General features: G+C 65.5%; 18 protein-coding genes and 1 pseudogene. 6 read left to right on the plus strand and 13 right to left on the minus strand.

Annotation, left to right across the window (positions count from 1 at the left end; translation table 11 throughout):
- Nucleotides 1-207 precede the first annotated feature (207 nt).
- Entirely contained in the window at nt 208-2,124 is a 1,917-nt protein-coding gene (locus ACVMB1_RS28380) for a M3 family oligoendopeptidase (protein ID WP_076828038.1), read from the minus strand.
- A gap of 142 nt (nt 2,125-2,266) precedes the next feature.
- On the opposite strand from ACVMB1_RS28380, the gene ACVMB1_RS28385 reads away from it, so the two are divergent.
- The 3 genes from ACVMB1_RS28385 to ACVMB1_RS28395 all read left to right on the plus strand — a co-directional run bounded on the left by ACVMB1_RS28385 (nt 2,267) and on the right by ACVMB1_RS28395 (nt 8,222).
- Complete coding sequence (locus ACVMB1_RS28385; RefSeq protein ID WP_076828036.1) at nt 2,267-3,757, plus strand: sigma-54-dependent transcriptional regulator; 1,491 nt, start codon at nt 2,267-2,269, stop codon at nt 3,755-3,757.
- Nucleotides 3,758-4,063: 306 nt separating this feature from the next.
- Nucleotides 4,064-6,361, plus strand: coding sequence for a L,D-transpeptidase family protein (locus tag ACVMB1_RS28390; protein WP_076828034.1), 2,298 nt, complete (start codon nt 4,064-4,066; stop codon nt 6,359-6,361).
- 265 nt (nt 6,362-6,626) lie between these two features.
- Nucleotides 6,627-8,222, plus strand: coding sequence for a DUF882 domain-containing protein (locus ACVMB1_RS28395; protein ID WP_076828032.1), 1,596 nt, complete (start codon nt 6,627-6,629; stop codon nt 8,220-8,222).
- A gap of 36 nt (nt 8,223-8,258) precedes the next feature.
- Here the strand turns inward: ACVMB1_RS28395 and ACVMB1_RS28400 are convergent, their stop codons facing one another.
- The 3 genes from ACVMB1_RS28400 to ACVMB1_RS28410 form a co-directional block, all read right to left on the minus strand.
- Nucleotides 8,259-10,022, minus strand: a complete 1,764-nt coding sequence (locus ACVMB1_RS28400; protein ID WP_076828030.1) for an adenylate/guanylate cyclase domain-containing protein — start codon at nt 10,020-10,022, stop codon at nt 8,259-8,261.
- A 152-nt stretch (nt 10,023-10,174) separates the two neighbouring features.
- Entirely contained in the window at nt 10,175-10,447 is a 273-nt protein-coding gene (locus ACVMB1_RS28405; RefSeq protein ID WP_016841616.1) for a DUF2312 domain-containing protein, read from the minus strand.
- Nucleotides 10,448-10,718: 271 nt separating this feature from the next.
- The gene (locus ACVMB1_RS28410; protein WP_050422684.1) at nt 10,719-11,021 is read right to left on the minus strand and encodes a DUF1244 domain-containing protein; all 303 of its coding nucleotides are present in this window, start codon (nt 11,019-11,021) and stop codon (nt 10,719-10,721) included.
- Nucleotides 11,022-11,217: 196 nt separating this feature from the next.
- Here ACVMB1_RS28410 and ACVMB1_RS28415 point away from each other — a divergent pair, with 196 nt between their 5' ends.
- Together ACVMB1_RS28415 and pyk are read left to right on the plus strand one after the other, a co-directional pair.
- A complete protein-coding gene (locus ACVMB1_RS28415) occupies nt 11,218-11,826 on the plus strand; it encodes a DUF1036 domain-containing protein (protein ID WP_038377731.1) in 609 nt (202 codons plus the stop codon).
- Nucleotides 11,823-13,259 (plus strand): pyruvate kinase, encoded by a 1,437-nt coding sequence (gene pyk, locus ACVMB1_RS28420; RefSeq protein WP_076828028.1) that lies wholly within the window; start codon nt 11,823-11,825, stop codon nt 13,257-13,259. The genes ACVMB1_RS28415 and pyk overlap by 4 nt, the downstream gene beginning before the upstream one ends.
- Nucleotides 13,260-13,336: 77 nt before the next feature.
- On the opposite strand, the gene ACVMB1_RS28425 is transcribed toward pyk, so the two are convergent.
- Together ACVMB1_RS28425 and ACVMB1_RS28430 are read right to left on the minus strand one after the other, a co-directional pair.
- Nucleotides 13,337-13,765 carry an OsmC family protein gene (locus ACVMB1_RS28425; protein WP_076828026.1) on the minus strand — a complete coding sequence of 143 codons (429 nt, stop codon included), beginning with the start codon at nt 13,763-13,765 and terminating at the stop codon, nt 13,337-13,339.
- A 94-nt stretch (nt 13,766-13,859) separates the two neighbouring features.
- Nucleotides 13,860-14,534: a TetR/AcrR family transcriptional regulator gene (locus ACVMB1_RS28430; RefSeq protein ID WP_026191806.1), complete on the minus strand. Its 675-nt coding sequence runs from the start codon at nt 14,532-14,534 to the stop codon at nt 13,860-13,862.
- 397 nt (nt 14,535-14,931) lie between these two features.
- Between ACVMB1_RS28430 and ACVMB1_RS28435 the strand changes: the two genes are divergently transcribed.
- On the plus strand, nt 14,932-16,434 hold the full coding sequence (locus ACVMB1_RS28435; RefSeq protein ID WP_076828024.1) for a hypothetical protein: 1,503 nt from the start codon (nt 14,932-14,934) through the stop codon (nt 16,432-16,434).
- Nucleotides 16,435-16,640: 206 nt separating this feature from the next.
- Here ACVMB1_RS28435 and ACVMB1_RS28440 read toward each other — a convergent pair whose 3' ends face one another.
- The 7 genes and pseudogenes from ACVMB1_RS28440 to ACVMB1_RS28470 all read right to left on the minus strand — a co-directional run bounded on the left by ACVMB1_RS28440 (nt 16,641) and on the right by ACVMB1_RS28470 (nt 24,439).
- Nucleotides 16,641-17,840, minus strand: a complete 1,200-nt coding sequence (locus ACVMB1_RS28440; RefSeq protein ID WP_076828022.1) for an ABC transporter substrate-binding protein — start codon at nt 17,838-17,840, stop codon at nt 16,641-16,643.
- A 121-nt stretch (nt 17,841-17,961) separates the two neighbouring features.
- Entirely contained in the window at nt 17,962-18,348 is a 387-nt protein-coding gene (locus ACVMB1_RS28445) for a DUF3052 domain-containing protein (RefSeq protein WP_244558820.1), read from the minus strand.
- A 39-nt stretch (nt 18,349-18,387) separates the two neighbouring features.
- Nucleotides 18,388-20,310, minus strand: coding sequence for an ATP-dependent zinc metalloprotease FtsH (ftsH, locus tag ACVMB1_RS28450; protein WP_057018122.1), 1,923 nt, complete (start codon nt 20,308-20,310; stop codon nt 18,388-18,390).
- A gap of 258 nt (nt 20,311-20,568) precedes the next feature.
- Complete coding sequence (gene tilS / locus ACVMB1_RS28455; protein ID WP_057018121.1) at nt 20,569-21,603, minus strand: tRNA lysidine(34) synthetase TilS; 1,035 nt, start codon at nt 21,601-21,603, stop codon at nt 20,569-20,571.
- Between the two features lie 52 nt (nt 21,604-21,655).
- Nucleotides 21,656-22,697 (minus strand): annotated as a pseudogene (gene ybgF, locus ACVMB1_RS28460) (tol-pal system protein YbgF).
- A gap of 252 nt (nt 22,698-22,949) precedes the next feature.
- Complete coding sequence (pal, locus tag ACVMB1_RS28465) at nt 22,950-23,432, minus strand: peptidoglycan-associated lipoprotein Pal (protein WP_016846948.1); 483 nt, start codon at nt 23,430-23,432, stop codon at nt 22,950-22,952.
- 272 nt (nt 23,433-23,704) lie between these two features.
- On the minus strand, nt 23,705-24,439 hold the full coding sequence (locus tag ACVMB1_RS28470; protein WP_057018120.1) for an N-acyl amino acid synthase FeeM domain-containing protein: 735 nt from the start codon (nt 24,437-24,439) through the stop codon (nt 23,705-23,707).
- Between the last annotated feature and the right edge of the window lie 10 nt (nt 24,440-24,449).

Genomic DNA, 24,449 nt, shown 5'->3' on the forward strand with positions numbered 1-24,449 from the left:
GGGCAACGGCGCGGTCCCGATCGGGCGATTTGAAGCGCAAATCGTCCCCGATCCACGTTCGAGCGACGACGCCGCGCCAGCCCCTCGGCAGGATTGCCCTCCCAAACGCAGGCATCATGGAACGATCATGCCGCCAGGCGCAAAAAACGCCGAACGAAACTGGCACGGGACCGGCTGCCGCCCGGCCCGGCCGGACGCCGATGGGCCTCAGCCCATCGCCTCCAGTTCGTCGATCATGCCGGCGATGACGGACAGGCCGCCGTCCCAGAATTTGGGGTCCTTGGCGTCGAGCCCGAACGGCCGCAGCAGCTCGGAATAGTGCTTGGTGCCGCCGGCGGCGAGCATGTCGAGATAGCGCTCCGCAAAGCCTTCGGACGCGTGCTCATAGACCGCATAGAGCGAGTTCACGAGGCAATCCCCGAACGCATAGGCATAGACGTAGAACGGCGAGTGGATGAAGTGCGGAATGTACATCCAGAACGTCTCGTAGCCCGGCTTGATCTCGATCGCCGGCCCCAGGCTCTCGCCCTGCACGCTGAGCCAGATCTGGCCGATCCGCTCGGCGGTGAGTTCGCCGTTCTTGCGCTCGGTATGAACCGCGCGCTCGAATGAATAGAACGCGATCTGCCGCACCACGGTATTGATCATGTCCTCGACCTTGCCCGCGAGCAGCGCCTGGCGCTGCTTGGCGTTCCTGGTCTGGGACAATAGCCGCTTGAAGGTCAGCATCTCGCCGAACACGCTTGCGGTTTCCGCCAGCGTCAGCGGCGTCGGCGCCATCAGCGCGCCGTTCTTCGCCGCCAGCACCTGATGGACGCCGTGACCGAGCTCGTGCGCCAGCGTCATCACGTCGCGCGGTTTGCCCTGATAGTTCATCAGCACATAGGGATGCGCCGACGGCGTGGTCGGATGCGAGAACGCGCCGGGCGCCTTGCCGGGACGGACCGGCGCATCGATCCAGCGATCGTCGAAGAAGCGCTCGGCAATCTCGGCCATCCTGGGCGAGAAGCCGCTATAGGCCGACAGCACCATGTTGCGCGCCTCGGGCCAGGCGATGGTGCCGGTCGCCGCGAACGGCAGCGGGGCGTTGCGGTCCCAGTGCGGCAGCTTCTTCTTTTTGAACCAGCCGGCCTTCAGCGCGTAATAGCGGTGCGACAGCTTCGGATAGGCCGCGCGCACCGAGGCGACCAGCGCATCGACCACCTCGCGCTCGACGCGGTTGTTGAGATGGCGGGAGTCCGCGACATCCTGGAAGCCGCGCCAGCGGTCGGAGATTTCCTTGTCCTTGGCGAGCGTGTTGGTGATCAGCGCGAAGCTGCGCTCATTGTCCTTGAAGGTCTTGGCGAGCGCCTGCGCGGCAGCCTTGCGCTTGTCCCCCGCCTTGTCCTGCAGCAGGTTCAGCGTCGGCTCGATCGCGAGCTCCTTGCCGCCAATCTTGAAACGCAGACCGGAGATGGTCTGGTCGAACAGCCGGTTCCAGGCCGCGTAGCCGCTTTGCGCCTTTTCGTGGAACAGCTGCTCGACGCGATCCTCGAGCTGGTACGGCTTGTCCTTGCGCAGATCCTCGATCCATGGCCGGTAATGGCCGAGCTCGGGTTCGGCCATCGCGCGCTCGATCACGTCGTCGTCGACGCGATTGAGCTCGAGCGAGAAGAACAACAGATGCACCGACGCGGCGGTCAGCCGCTCGGAGACATCGCCGTAGAATTTCGAAATCGCGGGATCGACGCTGTCGCCGGCATGGACCAGGCCGGCGTAAGAGCCGAGACGGCCAGCCGAATCGTCGATCGCCTCATAGCGCCTGATCGCCTCGGCCAGCCACCTTCCGCCGCCTTCCTTGGCGGTATTTTCGGCAAGCTTGCCTTTGTAGTCGGTCTCAAACGCGACGCAATCTGCGTCCATTTTCTGCAAGTCGCGTGCGACCTCAGGCGCATCGATACCGGAGTAGAGATCTGCCAGATTCCATTCCGGAAGCTTGCCGGTCTTGCTGGCTGCCTTTCTCGCCGCCGGGCCGCCTGCGGACGACTTGCGTTGCGCGGCCGTCTTGCGCAACGCGGCTTCCTTGCGGAGAGCGGCCTTGCTGAGGGCAGACTTGTTGGATGCAGTTTTGGAGCGCGAGGTCATCTTGTTCGTAACCTTAGTTCAGTCGGAAAGATGTCAGCGGCGGCGGAATGAATGCGGGTTTGCAACATTTAAGAGTGCGTTAATCGGCATCGGCGACATTGCCCCGATTCGAGACAAATAAACGTAGCGTGCGGGGAAAACCATGGCTGCCACCATTTTGATCGCCGATGACGACGCAGTACAGCGCCGTTTGGTTGAAAACATGGTGCAGAAGTGCGGCTATGAGCCCCTCGTCGTGGACAGCGGCGACGCGGCGATCGCGGCCCTGACCGCATCCGAGACGCAGGCGATTGACGCCGTCGTGCTCGACCTCGTGATGCCGGGCCTCGACGGCCTTGGAGTCCTCGCAAAAATTCGTGAAGCTGGTTTGACCGTCCCGGTCATCGTGCAGACCGCGCATGGCGGCATCGACAATGTCGTGTCGGCGATGCGCGCCGGTGCCCAGGATTTCGTCGTCAAGCCGGTCGGCTTCGAGCGGCTGCAGGTTTCCCTGCGCAACGCCCTCAACGCCTCGGCGCTGAAGGGCGAATTGCAGCGGATCCGCCACAGCCGCGAGGGCCGGCTGACCTTCTCCGACATCATCACCCGCAGCGAGGCGATGGCCGGGGTGCTGCGCACCGCGCAAAAGGCTGCGTCCTCGACGATCCCGGTGCTGATCGAGGGCGAATCCGGCGTCGGCAAGGAACTGTTCGCGCGCGCCATTCACGGCAGCAGCGAGCGCAAGGCCAGGCCGTTCGTTGCGGTGAATTGCGGCGCGATCCCGGACAATCTCGTCGAATCGATCCTGTTCGGCCACGAGAAGGGCGCCTTCACCGGCGCCACCGAGCGCCATCAGGGCAAGTTCGTCGAAGCGCATGGCGGCACGCTGTTCCTCGACGAGGTCGGCGAATTGCCGCTGGCCACGCAGGTGAAATTGCTGCGCGCGCTGCAGGAAGGCACCGTCGAGGCGGTCGGCGGCCGCAAGCCGGTCAAGGTCGATGTTCGCATCATCTCGGCGACCAACCGCAAGCTGCTCGATCTCGTGAAAGGCGGCCAGTTCCGCGAGGACCTGTTCTATCGCCTGCACGTGCTGCCGCTGACCATTCCGGCGCTGCGGCAGCGGCGCGAAGACATCCCGCATCTGCTGCGGCATTTCCTGGCGCGATTCTGCGCCGAGGAGAACCGCAACATCACCGGCATCAGCGGCGAGGCGATGGCTCACCTCTCGCAGCTCGACTGGCCGGGCAACATCCGCCAGCTCGAGAACACCGTGTATCGCGCCGTGGTGATGAGCGACGGCGACCAGCTCGGGCTCGCCGATTTCCCGCAAGGAACGGCGCATCCGGCGCCGGATGGCAAATCGCTGCAGGGCGAGCCGCTGGTGGTGTCGCCTTCCACGGCCCCCGCCATGATTTCCGGTAATGAAATACCGGTTGCCACCTCCCTGCCCACCGCCGGCGGCCTTTCCATGCTCAATGCCGCGGGCGAGGTGCGCCCCCTGGAAGATCTCGAGAACGAGATCATCCGCTTCGCGATTTCGCATTATCGCGGACAGATGTCGGAGGTCGCGCGCCGCCTCAAGATCGGCCGCTCGACGCTCTATCGCAAGCTCGACGAAGCTGCGGCCGGCGCGCGCGCAAGCGACGCCACTTAGCTCTCGAGGCCGACAGGCCGCACCAGGGAACCTTTTGAACCGTGTCGTGGCGGTGACAGACAAAGGCTGTGCCGCGTGGCAAAAACGCACAGCCCGGAGTGAAATCAGCTGCTTCGAGGTCAGTTTGTCGTGAGTTGCCCCGCATGGCGCTGGCTGCATGAGAGGGGCAAAGGTATCGTCTGCGTTCGTTGTGTGCAGGCGTGCGAGTCGATCGAGAGGCCGGCGCTTCGCGCAAGCTATGAAACCAAATTCTGATTTGAACTGTTCCAGCTTGATGAGGGGCAGTTTCACCCAGGGGGTGTGACGATGCGTGACTGTTCGAACAACCGTCGAGGATTTGACCGCGTATTGATGGCCGTCGCGGCAACCTTCCTCACGGTGTCCGCGACCGCGGCCTTCGCGCAGGACACACCGCACTCCAGCGCCTCGGAACTCGCGATCGACGCGGCGATCCCGCGCCCCGAACCGGCCAACGTGCCGCCCCCCACCGCAAGCGATTTCAAGGCCGACACCACCGCCGCGCTGCCCGATGCAGCCAAGCCGGCCGACGTGAAGCCAGCGGATGTGCACGCCACCGAAGCCAAGCCTGCTGAGACAAAGCCGGTCGACGCCAAGCCGGCAGAGCCGAGCGCGACTGCAAAGGCCGTCGAGCCGAAGCCCGCCGATGCCGTAACCGCGCCGGCGACGAAGCCCGCCGACGCGCCAAAGACCGATACCGCCGTCGCGCCGGCGGCGGCCACCCCCGCCCCTGCAACGGCCACCGCGCCTGCCGCAAGCCCCGCGCCTGCAACGGCAGCGGCGCCGACCACAGCTCCTGCTCCCGCGACCGCCGCAGCGCCGGCGGGCGAACCGGCGAAGGCGGCAAGCAACGTTGCTGCCGAGGATCAGCCGGTTGCCGACAAGCTGCGCGAACTGCTCGCCAGCAAGTCGCTGCGTAGCTTTGACCGCAAGAACGAGCGCGCAGCGGCCGAGAAATTCTATTCGGCTCGCGAATACGCGCCGGTGTTCACCAAGGCCGGCAAGCTGACCGACGCCGGCAAGGGCGTCATCGCCCGCCTGAAGGACGCGGCCGCCGACGGCCTCGATGCATCAGACTATCCGGTGCCGGATTTCGCCGCGGCGACCTCGCCGGACGCGCTGGCCGACGCCGAGCTGAAGCTCGCCGCCAGCATGCTGGACTACGCCCGCCAGGCCCAGAGCGGCCGCATGCACTGGTCGCAGGTGTCGGCGGACATTCTCTATCCGGAGCACCCGATCGATCCGGCGGAAGTGTTCGCCAATGTGACCTCCGCCAAGGACGCCTCCGCCGCGCTCGACGGCTACAACCCGCCGCAGAAGCTCTACAAGGAGCTGAAGCAGAAGCTCGCCGAGCTGCGCGGCCAGGGCGACGGTCCGGTCATCACGATCGCGGACGGTCCGACGCTGAAATATTTGCCGGCGCGCAAGAAGCAGGCCGCGGTCGAGATGGACGATCCGCGCGTGCCGGACCTGCGCAACAAGCTCGGCATCACCGAGGATGCCGACAGCACCAAGTATGACGCGACGGTCGCGCGGGCGGTGGAGAAATTCCAGAGCAGCGTCGACCTCAAGCCAACCGGCGTTCTCGACGAGCGCACGGTCAAGGCGCTGAACAATCCGAAGCGCGACCGCCAGATCGACACCGTGATCGTCAACATGGAGCGCTGGCGCTGGCTGCCGCGCCAGCTCGGCGCCGCCAGTGTCGGCAATGCCTATGTGATCCTCAACATCCCGGACTACACGCTGAAGGTGATGCAGAACGGCGCGCCGGTCTGGACCACCCGCGTCGTCACCGGAAAGCCCGGCCAGCATGCCACGCCGCTTCTGACCGAGACGATGAAATACATCACGGTCAATCCGACCTGGAACGTGCCGCCGTCGATCATCTACAACGAATATCTGCCGGCCCTGCAGCAGGATCCGACGGTGCTGCAGCGCATGGGCCTCAGGCTCGAGCGCAACCGCGACGGCTCGATCCACATTTCGCAGCCGCCGGGTGAAGCCAACGCGCTCGGCCGCATCCGCTTCAACTTCCCGAACAAGTTCCTGGTCTATCAGCACGACACGCCGGACAAGTACCTGTTCGCGAAGGACGAGCGCGCTTTCAGCCACGGCTGCATGCGCGTGCAGAATCCCGATCAGTACGCCGCCGTCCTGCTCAACATTACCGAGCCGAACCAGCACTACACGCCGGAGCGGATCCGCAGCATGTACGGTTCGAGCGAGGTCGACCTGAAATTCCCGACGCCGATCCCGGTAAACATCACCTACCAGACCGCGTTCGTGGACGATGCCGGCAAGCTGCAATTGCGCAGGGACGTTTACGGCCGCGACGCCGCCATGCTGTCGCTGCTCAGGAACGGCCGCGGCAAGGATCTCGAGACGGTAGTGGCGCACGCCCAGCCGAGCTACTCGCGTCCGCCGAGCAGCAGCCTGCCCGCCGGCGTCAATGTCGCCGGCGACAACGGCTTTGGCTCCTCCGGACCAAACTTCTTCGAGCGCCTGTTCGGAGGATTCGGACAGCCGGAGCCGCAGCCGATTCGTCGCGGGCAGGCCCAGCAGCAGCGCCGGGTGATCACCCGCTAGTCTGCATTTCGGCCCGATTGGGATAAATTTTGAAGCAAAATCAACGATCTCGCTCAAAAGGCGAGATCGTTTACGTTAACCATTTCGGGTCTCGGCCGGGGAGCAGGGCTATCTTTTGCCACAGTCGCCCAGTTAGTTAAGCCTAACTTGGGGGCGGGTCGGTAAACCTCGGTTAACCCTCCCGCTTTAAGAAAGCGTTCACCGTCTTCCGCAGGGGGTCTGCGAAAGATGCCGACCGAACGCTCGTCGACTGGGTGGGCTCATAGTGCTGGCTGTCTTCGCACGCCGCTGCAATCCGCTGTCGTTGCCTAAGGCCGGATACCAAGTCGGCCTGACTGCGCTATTGCTGTTGGCGGGCGCAGGATCGGTGCACGATGCCACCGCGCTGAACCAGACCCGCACCCTCTCCTTCCACCACACCCATTCCGGCGAAGACCTCACCGTCACCTTCAAGCGCGAGGGCCGCTACGACGAAGGCGCGCTGAAGCAGCTCAACCACTTCCTGCGCGACTGGCGTTCCCAGGATGAAACGGTGATGGACCGTCACCTCTTCGACATCCTGTGGGACGTCTATAACGACGTCGGCGGCAAGCAGCCGATCCAGATCATCTCCGCCTATCGCGCCCCTGCCACCAACGCCATGCTCCGCCGCCGCTCCTCGGGCGTCGCGCGCCACAGCCAGCACATGCTGGGGCATGCGATGGACTTCTTCATCCCGGGCGTGCCGCTGGAGCAGATCCGCTACGCCGGCCTCCGCCTGCAGCGCGGCGGCGTCGGCTTCTATCCGACCTCGGGCTCGCCGTTCGTCCATCTCGACACCGGCAGCATCCGCCACTGGCCGCGCATGACCCGCGATCAGCTGGTCAGGGTGTTCCCCGACGGCCGCACCGTCCATGTCCCGACCGACGGCACGCCGCTCAAGGGCTATGAGCTTGCCAAGGCCGATATCGAGCGCCGCGGCAATGGTGACGATGCCGCGACCATCGGCAAGCCGAGCCTGTTCGCGAAGCTGTTCGGTGGCGGCAAGTCGAGTGACGATGAAGACGAAGGCGCGGCCAGCGCGAACGACAAGCCCGCCGCCAACACCGTGGTGGCTGCCGCCGCGCCCGCCAAAGCCGCCGATCCGGTTCCGCTGCCGCGCGCCAAGCCGCAGTTCGCCGCCGCCATCCAGCTCGCCGCCGCCGACGCCCAGCTCGTGCCGATGCCGAAGGCGAAGCCGGCGGTGCAAGTGGTGCAGGTGGCCGAGAACACCGCGCCGCAATCCCCTGCCGACATCATCAATGCCCGCGGCTTCTGGGGTGACGAGGGTGAGGCGCCGAAGCAGGCGTCGGCGGCGCAGATTGCCGCGCTGAAGGCCCGCGAGGCGGTCGGCGGTAGCGATCCGCAGACCACTGCGAGCACGACAACCGAAAACTTCAACAAGGCGCTGGCCTATGCGCCCGCGGCCTCGCCGGTCGATCGGGCCAACATCGTCGCAGCGACCGCGCCGATCCCGCGCAACGTGCGCCCGACGCGCAATGGTGCGGTCCCTAGCACCGAAATCAACACCGTCGTTGCCAAGGGCGCACCGAGCCAGGGCGTGATCACCACCTCCGCGCGGATCTCGGCTGCCAAGGGCAACGATATCTGGATGCGCGTGGTGATGCTGGCGCCGAGCGCCAGCAATGCCATGCTGACCACGGTGCTTGGCGACACCGACATGACCATGATGCGGGCTCATTTCGTGAAGCCGCAGGCCGCCGTCGTCATGACCTTCTCGGAAGATCCGATGATGGGCATGACCTGCGACCGCTTCTCGGGCTCGGCGACCGCCCTCCTGACGACCCAGTCCTTCGTGCTCCGCACCGCCTCGCTGCGCTGAGCCGCGCTTCTGCCGACAAGATAGCTTTCCGCCCCTTCAGGCCGGCAGCCCTGCCTTGAGCAGGCCGGCCTCGTAGCGTGCCCGATCGGGCTCATACTTGTAGCGCTGGGTTGTCAGATGCGCGGCAACCGAGAAGGTCGGCTCGCGCTTCAGCACCTCGGCGGCGTGGGCAGAGGCCGCCACCGTGTTGCCCATCTGCGCGAAGGTCGCCGCGAGGAAGGCATGATGGGTGTGATCGGGGCGCGTGATGCGCGAGAACGCCTCGACGGCGTCGGCGTATTTCTCGGCGCAATAGCAGGCCCGGCCGAGATGGCTCCAGAAGCGCTCCGGATGGAACGGATTGAGGCGCATCGCCCGCTTGATCCAGTCGATGCCCTCCTCGGGCCGCCCGAGCCAGGTCAGGAGCTCGCCCTGCTGCACGACCACGAGGTCGTAGTTCGGGTTCAGCGCGAGCGCGCGCTCCTGGTGGAAGGCCGCCTTGTCGTGGTCGTCGCGGTTAAGGTTCAGCGCGGCGAGGATCCGGTGCACGTCACTGTCATTGTCGTCGAGCTTGAGCGCGATCTCGAGCTCTGCGGCGACCTGCGCCATGGTCGCGTCGCGGTCGGTGCACCAGTTGTAGACCCAGGTCTGGCCGAGCACGCAGGCCCGCCAGGCGTGGGCATGGGCATAGTTTGGGTCAAGCACGATGGCCCGCTCGAGCAGGCGCTGCGCCTCCGCGTTGTCGTCCCGTGCCGAGCGATGATGCAGCACCTTGGCGGCAAGCACGCACTCGTAGGCCGCCATGTTGTCGGTCGGCTTGCGCTTGACGCGGTCATGCGCGGCAGCCTCGACGCGCCCCGGCAAGGTCGCCACGATCGCGCGCGTCATCTCGTCCTGGATCGCGAAGATGTCGGCAAGCTCGCGGTCGTAGCGTTCGGCCCAAACGTGCCGGTCGGCCACGGCGTCGATCAGCTGCACGGTGACGCGGATCCGGCCGCCCGCCTTCCGCACGCTGCCTTCCAGCACATAGTCGACGGCGAATTCCTTCGCGACGTCCTGCACCTTCACGGCCTTGCCCTTGTACACGAAGCTCGAGTTGCGCGAGATCACCAGCAGATCGTGGAAGCGCGACAGCTCGGTGATGATGTCCTCGGTGAGCCCGTCGGCGAAGAATTCCTGCTCGGGATCGCCGCTCATGTTGACGAGCGGCAGCACGGCGATGGAGGGCTTCTTGGCGACGACAGGGGCGGCCACCGCGCTCGGGTGCTCCGGAACGGGCCTGGCACCGGATTCGAGATGAACGCGAAAAACCCGGATCGGGCGCGCGATATTCTTGACGGTCTGGTCGCCGAGATCCTCGAAGCTCAGATCTTCCAGGCGATCGCCGACCTGATCGCGGACCGCGCCGGAAATGCAAATGCCGCCGGGCTCGGCCAGTGTCTCCAGACGGGACGCGACGTTGACGCCGTCGCCGAAGATATCGGCGCCGTCAACGATCACGTCGCCAAGATTGATGCCGATGCGAAACTGCATCCAGCGCGCCGGCGCGACGTCGGCGTTGCGCTTGGCCATCCGGCTCTGGACCTCGGCCGCGCACAGCACCGCATCGACGACGCTGTGGAATTCGACCAGCAGGCCGTCGCCGGTGGTCTTGATGATGCGGCCGCGATTCTTGGCGATGGCCGGATCGATCAGCTCGATGCGATGGGTTTTGAGGCGCGCAAGGGTGCCCGTCTCGTCAGCCTCCATCAGGCGGCTATAGCCGACCATGTCGGCGGCGAGGACCGCAGCGAGCCGGCGCTCTGGTCCTGGCACGTCCATCTGAACGATCTGCCCGGTTACCTCACCGCCAGTGTAGCAAATCCCGTGATTTCACCCAAGCCTCGACACGAGGCCTTCCAGGAGCATCGACCTGAGCCTTGGGGGGCTTGGAGCGCCTTGGCAAACGCCAGCAGGGGTGGCCGCTGGCCGCCTCAGAGCATCCCCAGCGCCTGCATGTAGGTCTCCAGGATGGTCTCCTGCTCCTGGCGCTCGTTCGGATCCTGCTTGCGCAGACGGATGATGGCGCGCAGCGCCTTGACGTCGAAGCCGTTGCCCTTGCTCTCGGCATAAACGTCGCGGATGTCGTCCGAGATCGTCTTCTTCTCTTCTTCCAGCCGCTCGATGCGCTCGATGATGGACTTGAGCTGGTCCTTGGCAAATCGCGTTGCGGGCTCTTCCTTGACGGCGGCAGACGTGGTGGCCATCGCGCACTCCTGAACTGGCATTGAAATGTTACGCGAATACGCGCCTTGCGCACCGCTTGCTGCGGGCGACCCTCGATTTTGGCGCGCGTTCCGTCAAGGAAACATCGCGCTCATCCACAGCGCGCCCACAGGAGATGCTGGTCTTTCAGGTATAAACGTCATTCCGGGGCGATGCGGCAGCATCGAACCCGGAATCTCGAGATTCCCCGATGCGCAATTGCGCATCTGAGGTCTGGTGCTAACGCACCATCCCGGAATGACGTTGCTCGGCTTAATGCCCGCTTTGGGCTTTCTTCATCGCCGCGAGTTGCTCCGGCGTCGCGCTGCCCTGATACTTCGCCTTCCATTCCTCATACGGCATACCGTAGACCGCCTCACGGCTCTCGTCCTTGCTCACGGCAAGGCCCTTGGCGTCGGCCTCTTCCTTCATCCAGTTGGACAGGCAGTTGCGGCAGAAGCCGGCGAGGTTCATCAGGTCGATGTTTTGCACATCGGTGCGGTTGCGCAGGTGACTGACGAGACGCCGGAAGACCGCGGCCTCGAGTTCCGTTCTGGTTTTGTCGTCAATGCTCATGATCGTGATCCCGTGTGTCGCGCTCACCATATTGATATCAGGTGGGAATTGTCACAGATTTTGCCATATCGGCGCGCAAAACGGACCGGTCCGGCCACCCCGGCCATGGTCCGACAGCGTCGCAGACGGGCGCCCGCCCGTTGACAGTGCCGGCCGGGCACGCGAAATCGTCCATGATTTGATATAGCTTCGCTGCATGAGCCCAACAGATTCCCTTGCCTCAGCTCCCCGCAATATCCGTCTGACGTTGGCCGGCCTCCTGCCGGTGCTGGCGCTGGTCGCGGCCTGCCTGTGGACGAGCCCGGCGGCGGCCGATTTCCGGCTCTGCAACAACACCTCGAGCCGCGTCGGCATCGCGCTCGGCTACAAGGACGCCGAGGGCTGGACCACCGAGGGCTGGTGGAATGTGTCGTCGCGCACCTGCGAGACCTTGCTGCGCGGCAACCTTGTGGCGCGCTACTACTACATCTACGCTCTCGACTATGATCGCGGCGGCGAATGGTCCGGCCAGGCCTTCATGTGCTCGCGCGACAAGGAATTCACCATCAAGGGCACCGAAAATTGCCTGGCGCGCGGGTTCGACCGCACCGGCTTCTTCGAGGTCGACACCGGCGAGCAGCGTGCATGGACCGTCCAGCTGACCGAAGCCAACGAACAACAGCCGCAGAAAGTACCGGGAATGCCGGGCGGCGTGGGTCCAGGAAGTCCCGGGGCGATGCCGGGCCTGCCCAACCCGCCGCCGGGCGCAGCGCCGCCGGGCGCGTCTGGTCTGCCGCCAGCCGCACCACCCGGAAACAAACCATGAGACGACTGCGTCGAATCAAGATCCTCGCAACGCTCGGCCCGGCCTCCTCAGACAGCGCGATGATCCGCAAGCTGTTCGAGGCGGGCGCCGACGTCTTCCGCATCAACATGAGCCATACCCCGCATGACAAGATGCGGGAGCTGGTCAAGACCATCCGCAATGTCGAATCGAGCTACGGCCGGCCGATCGGCATCCTGGTCGACCTGCAAGGGCCGAAGCTGCGGCTTGGCTCGTTCGCGGAAGGCGCGACCCAGCTCAAGAACGGCCAGAGCTTCATTCTGGATTCCGACAAGACGCCGGGCGACAACAGCCGCGTCCAGCTTCCGCATCCGGAGATCCTCGCGGCGCTCCGCCCGGGCCATGCGCTGTTGCTCGACGACGGCAAGGTGCGGCTGATCGCCGAGGAAACCTCGCCCGAGCGCGCGGTCACGCGCGTCGTGATCGGCGGCAAGATGTCGGACCGCAAGGGCGTCAGCCTGCCCGATACCGATCTGCCGGTGTCGGCGATGACCGCAAAGGACCGCGCCGACCTGGAAGCCGCGCTGCCGGAGGGGATCGACTGGGTCGCGCTGTCCTTCGTGCAGCGCGCCGAGGACGTGATCGAGGCCAAGAAGATGATCCGCGGCCGCGCCGCCGTGATGGCCAAGATCGAGAAGCCGCAGGCGATCGACCGCCTTGCCGACATCATCGAAGCGTCGGACGCGCTGATGGTGGCGCGCGGCGATCTCGGCGTCGAACTGCCGCTGGAACGGGTACCGAGCCTGCAGAAGCAGATGATCCGGATGGCGCGCCGCGCCGGCAGGCCGGTGGTGGTCGCAACCCAGATGCTGGAATCGATGATCCAGGCGCCGGTGCCGACGCGCGCCGAAGTCTCCGACGTCGCCACCGCCGTCTACGAAGGCGCCGACGCCATCATGCTGTCGGCGGAATCCGCCGCCGGCAAATTCCCGGTGGAGGCAGTCTCCACCATGAACCGCATCGGCGAGGAGGTCGAGCGCGACCCGACCTATCGCAACGTGATCAACGCGCAGCGCGTCGATCCCGAAGCGACGGTGGGTGACGCCATTGCCGACGCCGCGCGGCAGATCGCCGAGACGCTCGACCTGTCGGCGATCATCTGCTGGACGTCATCAGGCTCGACCGCGATCCGGGTGGCGCGCGAGCGGCCTAAGGTGCCGGTGGTCGCGATCACGCCGAACCTCGTCACCGGCCGCAAGCTGTCGGTGGTGTGGGGCGTCCATTGCGTGGTCGCCGAGGACGCCCACGATCTCGACGACATGGTCGACCGCGCCGGCTCGATTGCGTTCCGCGACGGTTTTGCCAAGGCCGGCCAGCGCGTCATCATCGTCGCCGGCGTGCCGCTCCGCGCCCCCGGCACCACCAACATGCTGCGTATCGCCTCGGTCGGCCCGAAGGGCGACGCGCAGCTCTAGATTCCTGTTTGGCGCGTTTTCTTCACGCGTACCGGTGCCTATTTCGCTCGAAAACGCTCTAACCCGCCGCGCCGCGATCAGCCCTGCAATGACGCGTCGAGCGTGATCTTGGTGTTGAGCAGCTTCGACACCGGACATCCGGCCTTCGCCTTGCCGGCCAGTTCCTGGAACGTCGCGTTGTCGGCGCCCGGGATCTTCGCCGACAGCGTCAGATGCACCGCGGTGATGGCGAAGCCGTCGGCAACCTTCTCCAGGGTCACATCGGCCTTGGTCTCCATATGCTCCGCCGTGAGCTTGGCTTCTCCCAGGATCAACGACAGCGCCATCGTGAAGCAGGCGGCATGCGCCGCGCCGATCAGCTCCTCCGGGTTCGAACCCGGTTTGCCCTCGAAACGGCTGGCGAAGCCGTAGGGGTAATCCGAGAGCGCGCCGCTCTTGGTCGAGATCGCGCCCTTGCCGTCCTTGATGCCGCCCTGCCATTTGGCCGAGCCATGGTTTGTCGTCATGGGTTGCTCCGTGAGGTTGGTTGAACCCAGCCCGCAAAACTACAACGCCAATGCGACAGAAGTGTTCTTCGCGCGCGTTGGCCTCATCCTGGACTCAGGCGCCGACCAGCGCCTTCGCCGGAGTCGTCGCCTGCACCACGAGGCCACGCGCGCGTGCGTCCATCACGCCGACCGCGCGCAGCGCTAGCAGCGTCACGGTCTGCACCGCGTCACGCAGCTTGATCGGATCGTCGAGATTGGCCGGCGCCAGCGGGCCGACCAGCGCTTCGTGCAGCGCGCCGAGCAAGGCGGTGGCGGCCAGCGCCGTGTCCTGCGCCGGCAGGTGCCCGGCGCGCACCGCGGCATCGATGCGCATGGCAAGCTCGCCGGAAATATCGCGGCGGCTGGCGAGGCGCGAGGCGGTGACGTCGACGTCGACCGGCTCGGCCAAAATGCCCCAGGCGAGCTTGCGCTGCGACAGCACGTGGACCGCGATCGTCGTCACCGCGGCGGCAAGCGCCGATGACGGCCCCGGCGCAGCATCGGCGGCACGCCGAATCGCCGTGAGCTCGTCGCGCGAGACTTCCGTGATCAATTCCGAGATCAGCTCGGCCTTCGACGGGAAATAGCGGTAGACTGTTCCCGCCGCGACATTGGCCCGCACCGCGACGGGTGCGATCTGGACCGCCGCCATGCCGCCCGCCGCCGCCGCGTCCCGCGCAGCCGACAGGATGGCGCTGCGCCGCGCGGCCAGCCGTTTCACGACCTGATGAGTTCGCCGGTAAACCATGGCGTTCCGTCCCCCCGCCGTGCGCCCCGGCCGGCGCCCACCGGCAGAACACACGAGTCTTCAACGTTTTGAGCGATTGATCCCGCAATCGCCTGAAGAAGTGAACAACTATTCAGACTGGTTGACAAGCTGGAATTGTAAGGATTTTTTTGCAACCTCTGGTACCACCTCTGATTGAGCCGGCGGTGCTTCGGGCCTCTCCCCGACCGGTTCAGGGCCGCGATGGTAAATCGCCGGCTAAGGTGATCGCTCGAAATCGAGACATCTGATCTTGCGCACACTCGCGATATCGCCGCGGCATTTACCCGAATTTATCGGAAGCCGTGGTCGAGTGCGCGCCAGCATCACGCGTGGCGTTGGCTCTGGATGCCCCCGGCCGAAACAAGCAAGAAAGCGCATGTCACTCTCCATCACCAGCAGCGTGAGCAGCCGTAGCGCGGCGCGAGGACTGGTGCCGCTGTGCGCCGCCGTGGGCGCCTATCTGTTTTATCTCTCGGCCGGCGAAATCCTGCTGCGCGATTCCGACACGATGTGGCAGATCCGGGTCGGACAGTGGATCCTCGAACACGGCGCGATGCCGACATCGGACGTGTTCTCGTTCACCCGTTTCGGCGAGCCCTGGATCTCGAGCTCGTGGCTGTCGCAGGTGGTGTACGCGCTCGTATACGGCGGCGATTGGGCCGGGCCGGTGATCCTGTCGTCGATGGCGATCGGCGCGACGGTCGCAATCTTCCTGCATCTGTTGAGCCCGTATTTCGATCCGGCGCGCGCGCTTCTGATCGCGGCGCTGGCGCTGCTGTTGTCGACGATCCACTTCTTGGCGCGGCCGCATGTGTTGGCGCTGCCGGTGCTGCTGGCGTTCATCGGCGGCCTGCTCGTGGCCGCGGATCGCCGCGCCTCACCGTCATGGTGGCTGCTGCCGCTGATGACGCTGTGGGCCAATCTGCATGGCGGCTTCGTTCTCGGCCTGGCGCTGATCGGACCGATCGGACTGGAGGCGGTGTGGAACGCGGAGCCCGGCCGCCGCCGCCAGCTTGTCGTGCGATGGGGCCTGTTCGGCCTCGCCGCGCTGGCCGCGAGCTGCCTGACGCCCTATGGCTGGAACAGCCTGCTCGGCGCGACCAAGATCCTCAGCCTCGGCAAATTGCTGACGCTGATCGGGGAATGGAAGCCGGCGGATTTCAGCAAGCCCAGCTTCTTCGAAGCCACGCTGCTCGGCCTGATCGGCCTGATCTGCTATCGCAGGCTGACGCTGTCGGTGCCGCGGATCCTGCTGCTGCTCGCGCTGATCTGGATGGCGCTGAGCCATGTCCGCAACATCGAGGTATTCGCGTTCATCGCTCCGCTGGTGCTCGCCAAGCCGATCGCCGAGCAATGGGGAACGGCAGGCGCCACCGCCGCCCGCTTCGGAGAAACGCGCGCATTCCCCGTCGTCACGATCCTGGCTGTGATCGCGATGGTGATCGGCGCGTGGGTGACGACGGGGATGTTCGTCGCGCAGCATCAGTTCAAATTCCTGCCGATGTTCTCGCCCGTTGCCGCGGTCGATGTGCTGCAGCAGCACAAGGCGCAGCGCGTGTTCAGCACCGCGCCGTTTGGCGGCTACATGGTCAGCCGCGACATGAAGGTGTTCATCGACGGCCGCGCCGAGCTCTATGGCGAGCAATTCGTGCTCGACTATTACGATGCGCTCGACGCCCGCGACGTCGGCCGGCTGCTGGGCCTGCTCGACAAATACCGGATCGATGCCACGCTGCTGAGCTCGGACTCGCCCGCCGGCAACGCGCTGGATCACCTGAAGGGCTGGAAGCGGCTGTACAAGGACGACATCGCCGTGATCCATGTACGCTCGGACGAGACGAAGACCGGCGCGGCGGCGGCGGGTCAGAGCACGAACTAACCGACGCCGCACAAGTCCAAAATCGCATCGTCGTCCCGTCATCCTGAGGTGCGAGCCTTGCGGCGCAATTGCGCCGCCGGGCGAGCCTCGAAGGATGAATCGGCCACCAGTCGGGCCGTCGATCCTTCGAGACGCCGCTGCGCGGCTCCTCAGGATGACGGGTTTGATCCCCGGCGCTCACAGTTCAAGCGCGATCAGCCCCACCCTCAATTCCCTGTCTGAAGCTCGCCGAAGCGATCCCAGGTCTTGCCGTTGAAGCGCATCAGTTGCATCTGATCGACCGGCACGTGGTCGGCCGGCGAGGTGTTGACCTTGATGCCCGGCAGCAACATCGGCAATTCCAGGCCCTTGATCGCGAATGCCTGACGCAGGATGTTCTCGGTCGAGAGATCGTCGCCGCAGGCCTTCAGCACCGCCTCCAGCGCCATCGCGCTGTTGTAGGCGTTGACGTAGTTGGTGTCGTGCTGGTCGCCTTCCGGCACGTATCTGGTCATGAACTCGCGCCAGCCCTTCATGCCGGGATCGTCGCTCCATGCCGGGTCGTCCGGATCCTTCACATAGGCCGTGGAGATGATGCCGGTGCCGGCCTCGAGGCCGGCAGGCTGCATCACGGTCGAGATCCACACCGCTGTGTTGGACAGGAAAGTCATCGGCCGCCAGCCGATCTCAAAGGCCTTGCGGATCGACTGCGCCGCGAATTTCGGCGTCGCCGCGATCACGAAGACGTCGGCATTGGTGGCCTTCAGCTTGACGATCTGGGAGTCGATCGTCGGGTCCGTGATCTCATAGGTCGCAACCGTGACCAGAGACTCATACTTCTCGCCGAGCACGTCCTTGAGGCCGGCGAGATAGTCGCGGCCGTAGTCGTCGTTCTGCGAGATGACGGCGAACCTTGCATTCGGATTCTTCGCCAGCGCATAGCGCGCATAGAGCCGTGCCTCGTAGCGGAACGGCGCCTGCACGCCCATCGTCGCCTGCGGGAATTGCGTGACGTCGCCGAATTTCGAGGCGCCGGAGGCCAGGAACAGCTGCGGGATGTTCTTGCCCTGCAGGTACTTTGCGATCGCGGTGTTGTGCGCGGTGCCGATCGAGGAGAAGATCAGCGCGACCTCGTCGCTCTCGACGAGGCGGCGCGTTTGCTCCACCGTCTTCGGCGGCGCGTAGGAATCGTCCAGCGAGATGAAGTTGATCTTGCGGCCATTGATGCCGCCGCGCTCGTTCAGCATCCTGAAATAGCCGGCTTCGCCCTTGCCGAGTGCGCCGAACGCCGACACCGGCCCGCTATAGGGCATGGTCTGGCCGATCCTGATTTCGGTTGATGTGACGCCCCGCATCTCGTCGGCGAGAGAAGACGTGGGCAGCAGCAGGAACGAAATGGCGCCAAGCGCGCCGAATGCCTTGCGCATCGGCCTCCCCTTCCCTTTTTCTTGCCGCGCCTTCAGACATCGCGGCTGTGCCGTTTGACGGCTTGGCGGGAGGATGCCACGGCGTTGCAGCGGAGGCCACGGATATTCGAAAGGCGCGATTTCAGCGCTTGCCGCGGTCCCTGACCGGGATCACGAATTTCAGCCCCGACCAGACGTTATCGACCGCACAGACCTTGACGTCGACCAAGCCGTTCGCGAGCCCGGTTGCGCGGACCTCCTTCTCCGTAAGGTCGGTCGCGACACCCGAACTCTTCTTCGGCCACGATACCCAGATCATGCCGTCAGGGGCGATCGCATGACGGTAACGCCGCAGCCTGGCCGCAAGCCCCTCGGCCTTGGCGGCGAACAGGTGCACGGCATCGAGCGGTGCCCGTGCGGTCTTCGCTACCAGCACATCGGCGGGCAGCTCGCCGACAACGTCGCCATAGGGAACGGACAACCCGTCGACAAAAATACAAAAGCCCGGCTTGAGGCCGAGCTTTTGCACAACTGGTCTGCCGGAAGTGCCGGCCATCGCGGGCGAGGCTTACGCCTGCGGCTGCGGCTCCATGCCGGTGTCCGGATCGGGACGCGGGCGCGGCTTGCCGGCCGGCGGCACGGCGGATGCGCGCGGCGTCGACGGCTCCAGCACCGACTCGCGATTGGGCTTCTTGCCCTTCAAGAGGTCGATGATCTCGTCGCCGGTCAGCGTCTCGAACTCGAGCAGGCCCTTGGCGAGCGCCTCGAGATCCTCGCGCTTCTCGGTGAGGATCTTGGTCGCCTCGTTGTAGCCTTCCTCGACCAGACGCCTGATCTCGGAGTCGATTTTCTGGACGGTCGCCTCGGACGCATTCTGCGTGCGCGAGACCGACATGCCGAGGAACACCTCGTCCTGGTTCTCGCCGTAGGAGACGGTGCCGAGCTCTTCCGAGAGGCCCCAGCGCGTCACCATCATGCGGGCAAGGCGGGTCGCCTGCTCGATGTCGGAGGCGGCGCCCGAGGTCACCTTCTCGCGGCCGAAGATCAACTCTTCGGCGACGCGGCCACCCATCATGATGGCAAGGCGCGAAGTCATCTGCTCGAGCGACATCGACAGCTTGTCGCGCTCCGGCAGCTGCATCACCATGCCCAGCGCACGGCCGCGCGGAATGATGGTCGCCTTGTGGATCGGATCGGTCGCGACGACGTTGAGGCCAACGATGGCGTGGCCGCCCTCGTGATAGGCCGTCAGCAGCTTCTCTTCCTCGGTCATCACGAGCGACTTGCGCTCGGCGCCCATCATCACCTTGTCCTTGGCCTCTTCGAACTCGGCCTGCGTCACCATCCGCTTGTTGCGGCGGGCGGCGGTCAGCGCAGCCTCGTTGACGAGGTTCATCAGGTCGGCGCCCGAGAAGCCCGGGGTGCCGCGCGCGATGGTCTTGAGGTTGATATCCGGCGCCAGCGGCACCTTGCGGACGTGAACCTTGAGGATCTGCTCGCGGCCGACGACGTCCGGGTTCGGCACCACGACCTGGCGGTCGAAGCGACCGGGACGCAGCAGCGCGGGATCGAGCACGTCGGGACGGTTGGTCGCCGCGATCAGGATCACGCCCTCATTGGCCTCGAAGCCGTCCATCTCGACCAGCAACTGGTTCAGCGTCTGCTCGCGCTCGTCGTTGCCGCCGCCGAGGCCGGCGCCGCGATGACGGCCGACCGCGTCGATTTCGTCGATGAAGATGATGCAGGGCGCGTTCTTCTTGGCCTGCTCGAACATGTCGCGGACGCGGCTCGCGCCGACGCCGACGAACATCTCGACGAAGTCAGAACCGGAGATGGTGAAGAACGGCACGTTGGCTTCGCCCGCGACCGCGCGCGCGATCAGCGTCTTGCCGGTGCCGGGAGGGCCGACCAGCAACACGCCGCGCGGAATCCGTCCGCCGAGCCGCTGGAATTTGCCGGGGTCGCGGAGGAATTCGACGATCTCCTGCAGATCCTGCTTGGCCTCGTCGACACCAGCGACGTCCTCGAAGGTGACGCGGCCATGGGCCTCGGTCAGCATCTTGGCGCGCGACTTGCCAAAGCCCATCGCCTTGCCGGCGCCGCCCTGCATCTGCCGCGACAGGAAGATCCACACGCCGATCAGCGCGATGAACGGCAACCAGGAGACGAGCAGCGAGACGAACCACGGCACGTTATCGCCGGGCGCCTTCGCGGTGATCTGCACCTTGGCGTCAAAGAGGCGCTTCACGAGCGTCGGATCGCTCGGCGCGTAGGTCTGGAAGCTCGTGCCGTTGTTGAAGGTGCCGTGAATCTCCGGCCCCTGGATCACGACGTCGCGGACATGGCCCTGATCGACCTCAGTGAGAAGCTGCGAGAACGAGATGTCCGAGGACGACGAGCGCTGGCCAGGATTCTGGAAAAGCGTGAACAACGCCAGCAACAGCAGGACAATGATGACCCAGAGGGCGAAATTCCGCAGATTGGCGTTCATGGTCTTCCTTCGTGGTCGCGCGGATCGCGGCCTCTCTCTATCCTTGGGCAGGCTCTGTGGGAATCCCCAGGGAATCCATCCCGTCGATGGCATACAATTTAGGTGCCGCTGGGGTAGATGCCAAGGGAACCACGCACGACTATTTACCGCATCCTAGCGCGATTCCCGGTCAAAAAATGGCGCTGAATCCGGTGTTTTTCCGGGGTGGTTAAGCCTCTTTGCCCGATTATGACAGCGATTGAAACAATCGAACCCGGCTCAGCGGGAGCGCGCCCGGCGGGGCGGTGCCGGGCCGATCCTGATCCGGCCGGCAGCGATGCTGATGACCGCTCCGGCAAGGGTCTGTTTCAGCCTGGATTCGCGTTTTCCCAAAGTCCCATCCAAGGCCTCGTCCATCGCGGCGAGCAGGGTTTCGACCTTGCCGAGCTCGGCCGGGCCCTCATGTCCGACGCGGTCGATGGCGCGCTTGAGCAGACGGACGCGAATTTCCTCGGGCATTACTGCGAACAGTGCAGCATCGAAGCCCGTGCCAGAGTTATCCTCGCTCTTCAACGCAAGATAGTGCTCGGCGCCGTCGACCAGCACCTCCAGGGCGGCGTTGGCGCGCGCGATCCGCGCGGCAAGCCGCGCCAGGTTCCGCGCGTCGCCGCCCTCCGCCGCGAGCATCTGCATCAGCGCGCGCAGCCGCGGACGCATGAAGGTTCGATCGCGGTTGGTCGGATCGTCGGCAAAGCCGATGCGCGCCTTCTGCAGCGTCGCGATCAGCTGGGCCTTGGAGATGTCGAGCAGCGGCCGTGTCAGCAAGACGCCATCGCGCTCGGTCTCGCGCGCCATTGCCGAGAGGCCCGCAACGCCGCTGCCGCGCAGCATCCGCATCAACAGCGTCTCGGCCTGATCGTCACGGGTGTGCGCGGTCAAAATATGCGTGGCGCCATGCTTGCGTGCGGCCTGCGCGAGCAGTCGATAGCGGGCCGCGCGCGCGGCCGCCGGCACGCCGGTTCCAGGCTTTGGTCCAGTCCAACGCAACGTGTGATGCGGCAGCTCGAGACTTCGCGCCAGCCGCTTGACGTCGCGCGCCTCGCGAGCCGCTTCAGGACGCAGGCCGTGATCGACCGTGACCGCCACCAGCCGCGGTCCCTGCGCGAGCGCGCGGCGCCAGCGCGCGGCGAGCCACATCAGCGCGACTGAATCGGGACCGCCGGACACCGCAAGCAGGAGCGCCGGCGCGCCCGCAAGGCCTGCGAACAGGCGCTTGGCGTCCCTTGCCGGGATGGCGGATTGATCGTCGGGCATCGCAAAACCAGCTGCTGGCGGAGAGGCCGGAAGCGGCCTTCCCGCATCTGGTTTAGCACTTCACGCGCTTCTGCTCGCGATCAACCGCAGCCTTGACCCCCGCCGGACGCGCGCGGGTACTTCCGCGTGATCTCGCCGAACGCGGCGCAGGCCGCTTCCTTCTCCTTCAGCGCCGCCAGCGACTGGCCGAGCCGCAGCAGGGCGTCGGGCGCCTTCGCGGACTTGTCGAACTTGGTGGTCACGCCGAGGAAGGTCTCCGCAGCATCGCGATATTGCTGGCGCTGGAAATAGCTTTCGCCGAGCCAGTATTGCGAGTCCGCCACCAGGGGATCGTTCGGATACTTCTGGCCGAAGTTCTTCATCGTCTCTTCGGCGAGCGCATAGTCCTTGCGCTGCATATAGCCGATGCCGAGGTCGAACTCGTCCTTCGACGTCGCCGACGGCGGCAGCGTGGTCAGGGCTGCGCTCGCGCCGGGCGCACGCTGCGGGCTGGTGTTGCCGAGATTGAGCGGCTCGCCTGCCCCACGGCCGCCGGGCGCACCAACCGCCGCCTCACCGGGCATCGGCATCCCGCCGCCGCCAAGTGCGCGCGGCGCCCCTGGGGCATTCGGGTTCTGGTTCGGATCGAAGGCATCGCCGCGGCCGCGGCGGCCGGAAGCCGCCGGCGCCGGCTCCTGCGCGATCGGCGCAGGCGCCGCGATCTGCTGCTGCTGGTCATAGCCGCCCTGCGGCGGCCTGCCATATCCTTGCTGCGGCTGGCCGTAGCCTTGCTGGGGCTGGGCGTAGCCCGGCTGCGCTTGCGGGTAGGCCTGCGGTTGCTGCGCCGGTGGCGCCGCCGCAACGGGTTGGCCCGCCGGAGCCTGTCCAGCTGGGCCGGGCGGTTGCCCGCCAAGCTGCCGCAGCCGCTCCTCGAGCTGGCGGTTACGGTATTGCAGTTCCTCGTTCTGGCCGGTCAGCTGCCGCAGCTGGTTCTCGAGCCGCTCGATCCGCATTTCAGCATCGGAATCGTCGGATTGGGCAAACACTGGCGCGGAAACGGCGAGCAACGCCGCGATCGCCGCGGCGGAGGAAAGAAAATGAATCCTGGATGACATTTTGCCCTGACGACGAGATCGACGTGAAAAGCGAGCGACATTGAAAGACGGAGTACGCCGGAATTGTGACTGGCACTTCAAATCCGGGACAGCGTCGCGGGATACCGGTTTAGTACGGACGCTGGAACAAGCAAGCGGCCAATTGCGCGCAGCTTCGTTCATCTTGATGACGGCGGGCCGGGCCTTCACGCGGCCAAAACAAAAACCGGCGCCCTGAAGGCGCCGGCTTGAAAACACTCATTCAGGTTCGCGTCAGGAGCTGGCGTTCAGCACGGTGACGGCGCGACGATTCTGCGACCAGCAGGAGATGTCGTTACAGACCGCGACCGGACGCTCCTTGCCGTAGGAAATGGTGCGCATGCGGCTCGGATCGATGCCGCGCGAGGCAAGGTAAGCGCGGACCGACTGGGCACGGCGGGCACCGAGCGCGATGTTGTATTCGCGGGTGCCGCGCTCGTCGGCATGACCTTCGATGGTGAAGGAGTAACGGTTATAGGTCTGCAGCCACTGCGCCTGCTTGTCGAGGGTCGCCGTCGCCTGCGGGCTGAGATCGGTCTGATCGCTCTCAAAGAACACGCGGTCGCCGACATTGACCACGAAATCCTGCTGGCTGCCCGGGGTCGCGGCGCCCCCAATCGCGCCATTGGCGTCCAACGGGTTCTTGTTGGCGCAGGCGCCCATCGACAGCGCCACCGCCAGAACCGCAACCAGCTTCATACCCTGGAGATAATTCATTCCCGGAGCCTCCACGCTCGCGCTCTTCGTACTACCCAATCGGTCTACAGGGCGATGGTTAAGCGAACGTTCCGTCAACCTTGACGAGACCTTGCTGAACCCCATCAAATGCCAGGCAATGGCGAAAAGCGCCCCCGATGGTTAATGGGTGGCAAATGTGGCGCGATGGTGAAGGGAAGGCAAGGTTCGCGGGAACCGGCCGCTTTTGCAGGACAATTTGGCCTGCGCGCAACAGTCGATCGACACTGACTCGATGAGAATGGCCGATTCCCTCAGGGATTCGGCACGATCGAAGCGCGCTCGAACGGCTGCACGAAGCCGTCGGGCTGCAACTGGCCTTCGCGGTCGAACAGCATGCGCCGCTCGAAGGCGCTGGAGCGCAGGAAGGGATAGCGGGCCAGCACGCGTTCCCGCACCGTCGGCAAATGCGACGCCATCAAGCCGACCGGCTTCACCAGCCCGGGATAGAGCCGCGGCTCCGACCAGGTCTCGTGCAGGAACACACGCCGGTAGAACGCCATGTGCTCGGGCCGGACCGGCGCCAGGCCGTAATCGGCGTTGAAGTGCACGCCCGCGGTCGAGCCGAGGCGCACGGTGACATAGGGCAGTTCCGGGACGTTCCGGGCCTTCTCGGGATCCGCGACGAAGCGCGTCGAGTCGATGAAGACCAGACCCTGATCAAGCTTCGGCAGCAGCACGTCGCCGAACACCTCGAGCGTCGGCGAGGTACGCCATTCCGGCGTCACCACGGTGATGCGGATCGAGCTGCAGAGTTCGCCTTGCAGATAGACACCGAACACCCAGGCATTCGGCGCATCATCGAACTGATCGACAACCCGCTCATCCGCCGAGGGCCGGATCGCGCCTTCGCGCAGATAGGCGCGATAGCGAAGCCGGTAGATCTCGTCTTTCTGTTCCGGGGTCTGAGCGAGGCGGTAATCGACTTGATCCAGAGGGTCCGCAAGCCTTCCTGTCGCGGGCTTGATGGCTTCGGCCGCGGACCTCATTTGGTACTCC

The sequence above is a fragment of the Bradyrhizobium sp. USDA 4504 genome (assembly GCF_054063995.1).

What these genes read in the sequence shown, in the direction of transcription:
- ACVMB1_RS28380 (WP_076828038.1), bottom strand. Translation starts at nt 2,124, where the DNA reads ATGACCTCGCGCTCCAAAACTGCATCCAACAAGTCTGCCCTCAGCAAG.
- ACVMB1_RS28385 (WP_076828036.1), top strand. Translation starts at nt 2,267, where the DNA reads ATGGCTGCCACCATTTTGATCGCCGATGACGACGCAGTACAGCGCCGT.
- ACVMB1_RS28390 (WP_076828034.1), top strand. Translation starts at nt 4,064, where the DNA reads ATGCGTGACTGTTCGAACAACCGTCGAGGATTTGACCGCGTATTGATG.
- ACVMB1_RS28400 (WP_076828030.1), bottom strand. Translation starts at nt 10,022, where the DNA reads ATGGACGTGCCAGGACCAGAGCGCCGGCTCGCTGCGGTCCTCGCCGCC.
- ACVMB1_RS28405 (WP_016841616.1), bottom strand. Translation starts at nt 10,447, where the DNA reads ATGGCCACCACGTCTGCCGCCGTCAAGGAAGAGCCCGCAACGCGATTT.
- ACVMB1_RS28410 (WP_050422684.1), bottom strand. Translation starts at nt 11,021, where the DNA reads ATGAGCATTGACGACAAAACCAGAACGGAACTCGAGGCCGCGGTCTTC.
- ACVMB1_RS28415 (WP_038377731.1), top strand. Translation starts at nt 11,218, where the DNA reads ATGAGCCCAACAGATTCCCTTGCCTCAGCTCCCCGCAATATCCGTCTG.
- pyk (WP_076828028.1), top strand. Translation starts at nt 11,823, where the DNA reads ATGAGACGACTGCGTCGAATCAAGATCCTCGCAACGCTCGGCCCGGCC.
- ACVMB1_RS28425 (WP_076828026.1), bottom strand. Translation starts at nt 13,765, where the DNA reads ATGACGACAAACCATGGCTCGGCCAAATGGCAGGGCGGCATCAAGGAC.
- ACVMB1_RS28430 (WP_026191806.1), bottom strand. Translation starts at nt 14,534, where the DNA reads ATGGTTTACCGGCGAACTCATCAGGTCGTGAAACGGCTGGCCGCGCGG.
- ACVMB1_RS28435 (WP_076828024.1), top strand. Translation starts at nt 14,932, where the DNA reads ATGTCACTCTCCATCACCAGCAGCGTGAGCAGCCGTAGCGCGGCGCGA.
- ACVMB1_RS28440 (WP_076828022.1), bottom strand. Translation starts at nt 17,840, where the DNA reads ATGCGCAAGGCATTCGGCGCGCTTGGCGCCATTTCGTTCCTGCTGCTG.
- ftsH (WP_057018122.1), bottom strand. Translation starts at nt 20,310, where the DNA reads ATGAACGCCAATCTGCGGAATTTCGCCCTCTGGGTCATCATTGTCCTG.
- tilS (WP_057018121.1), bottom strand. Translation starts at nt 21,603, where the DNA reads ATGCCCGACGATCAATCCGCCATCCCGGCAAGGGACGCCAAGCGCCTG.
- pal (WP_016846948.1), bottom strand. Translation starts at nt 23,432, where the DNA reads ATGAATTATCTCCAGGGTATGAAGCTGGTTGCGGTTCTGGCGGTGGCG.
- ACVMB1_RS28470 (WP_057018120.1), bottom strand. Translation starts at nt 24,439, where the DNA reads ATGAGGTCCGCGGCCGAAGCCATCAAGCCCGCGACAGGAAGGCTTGCG.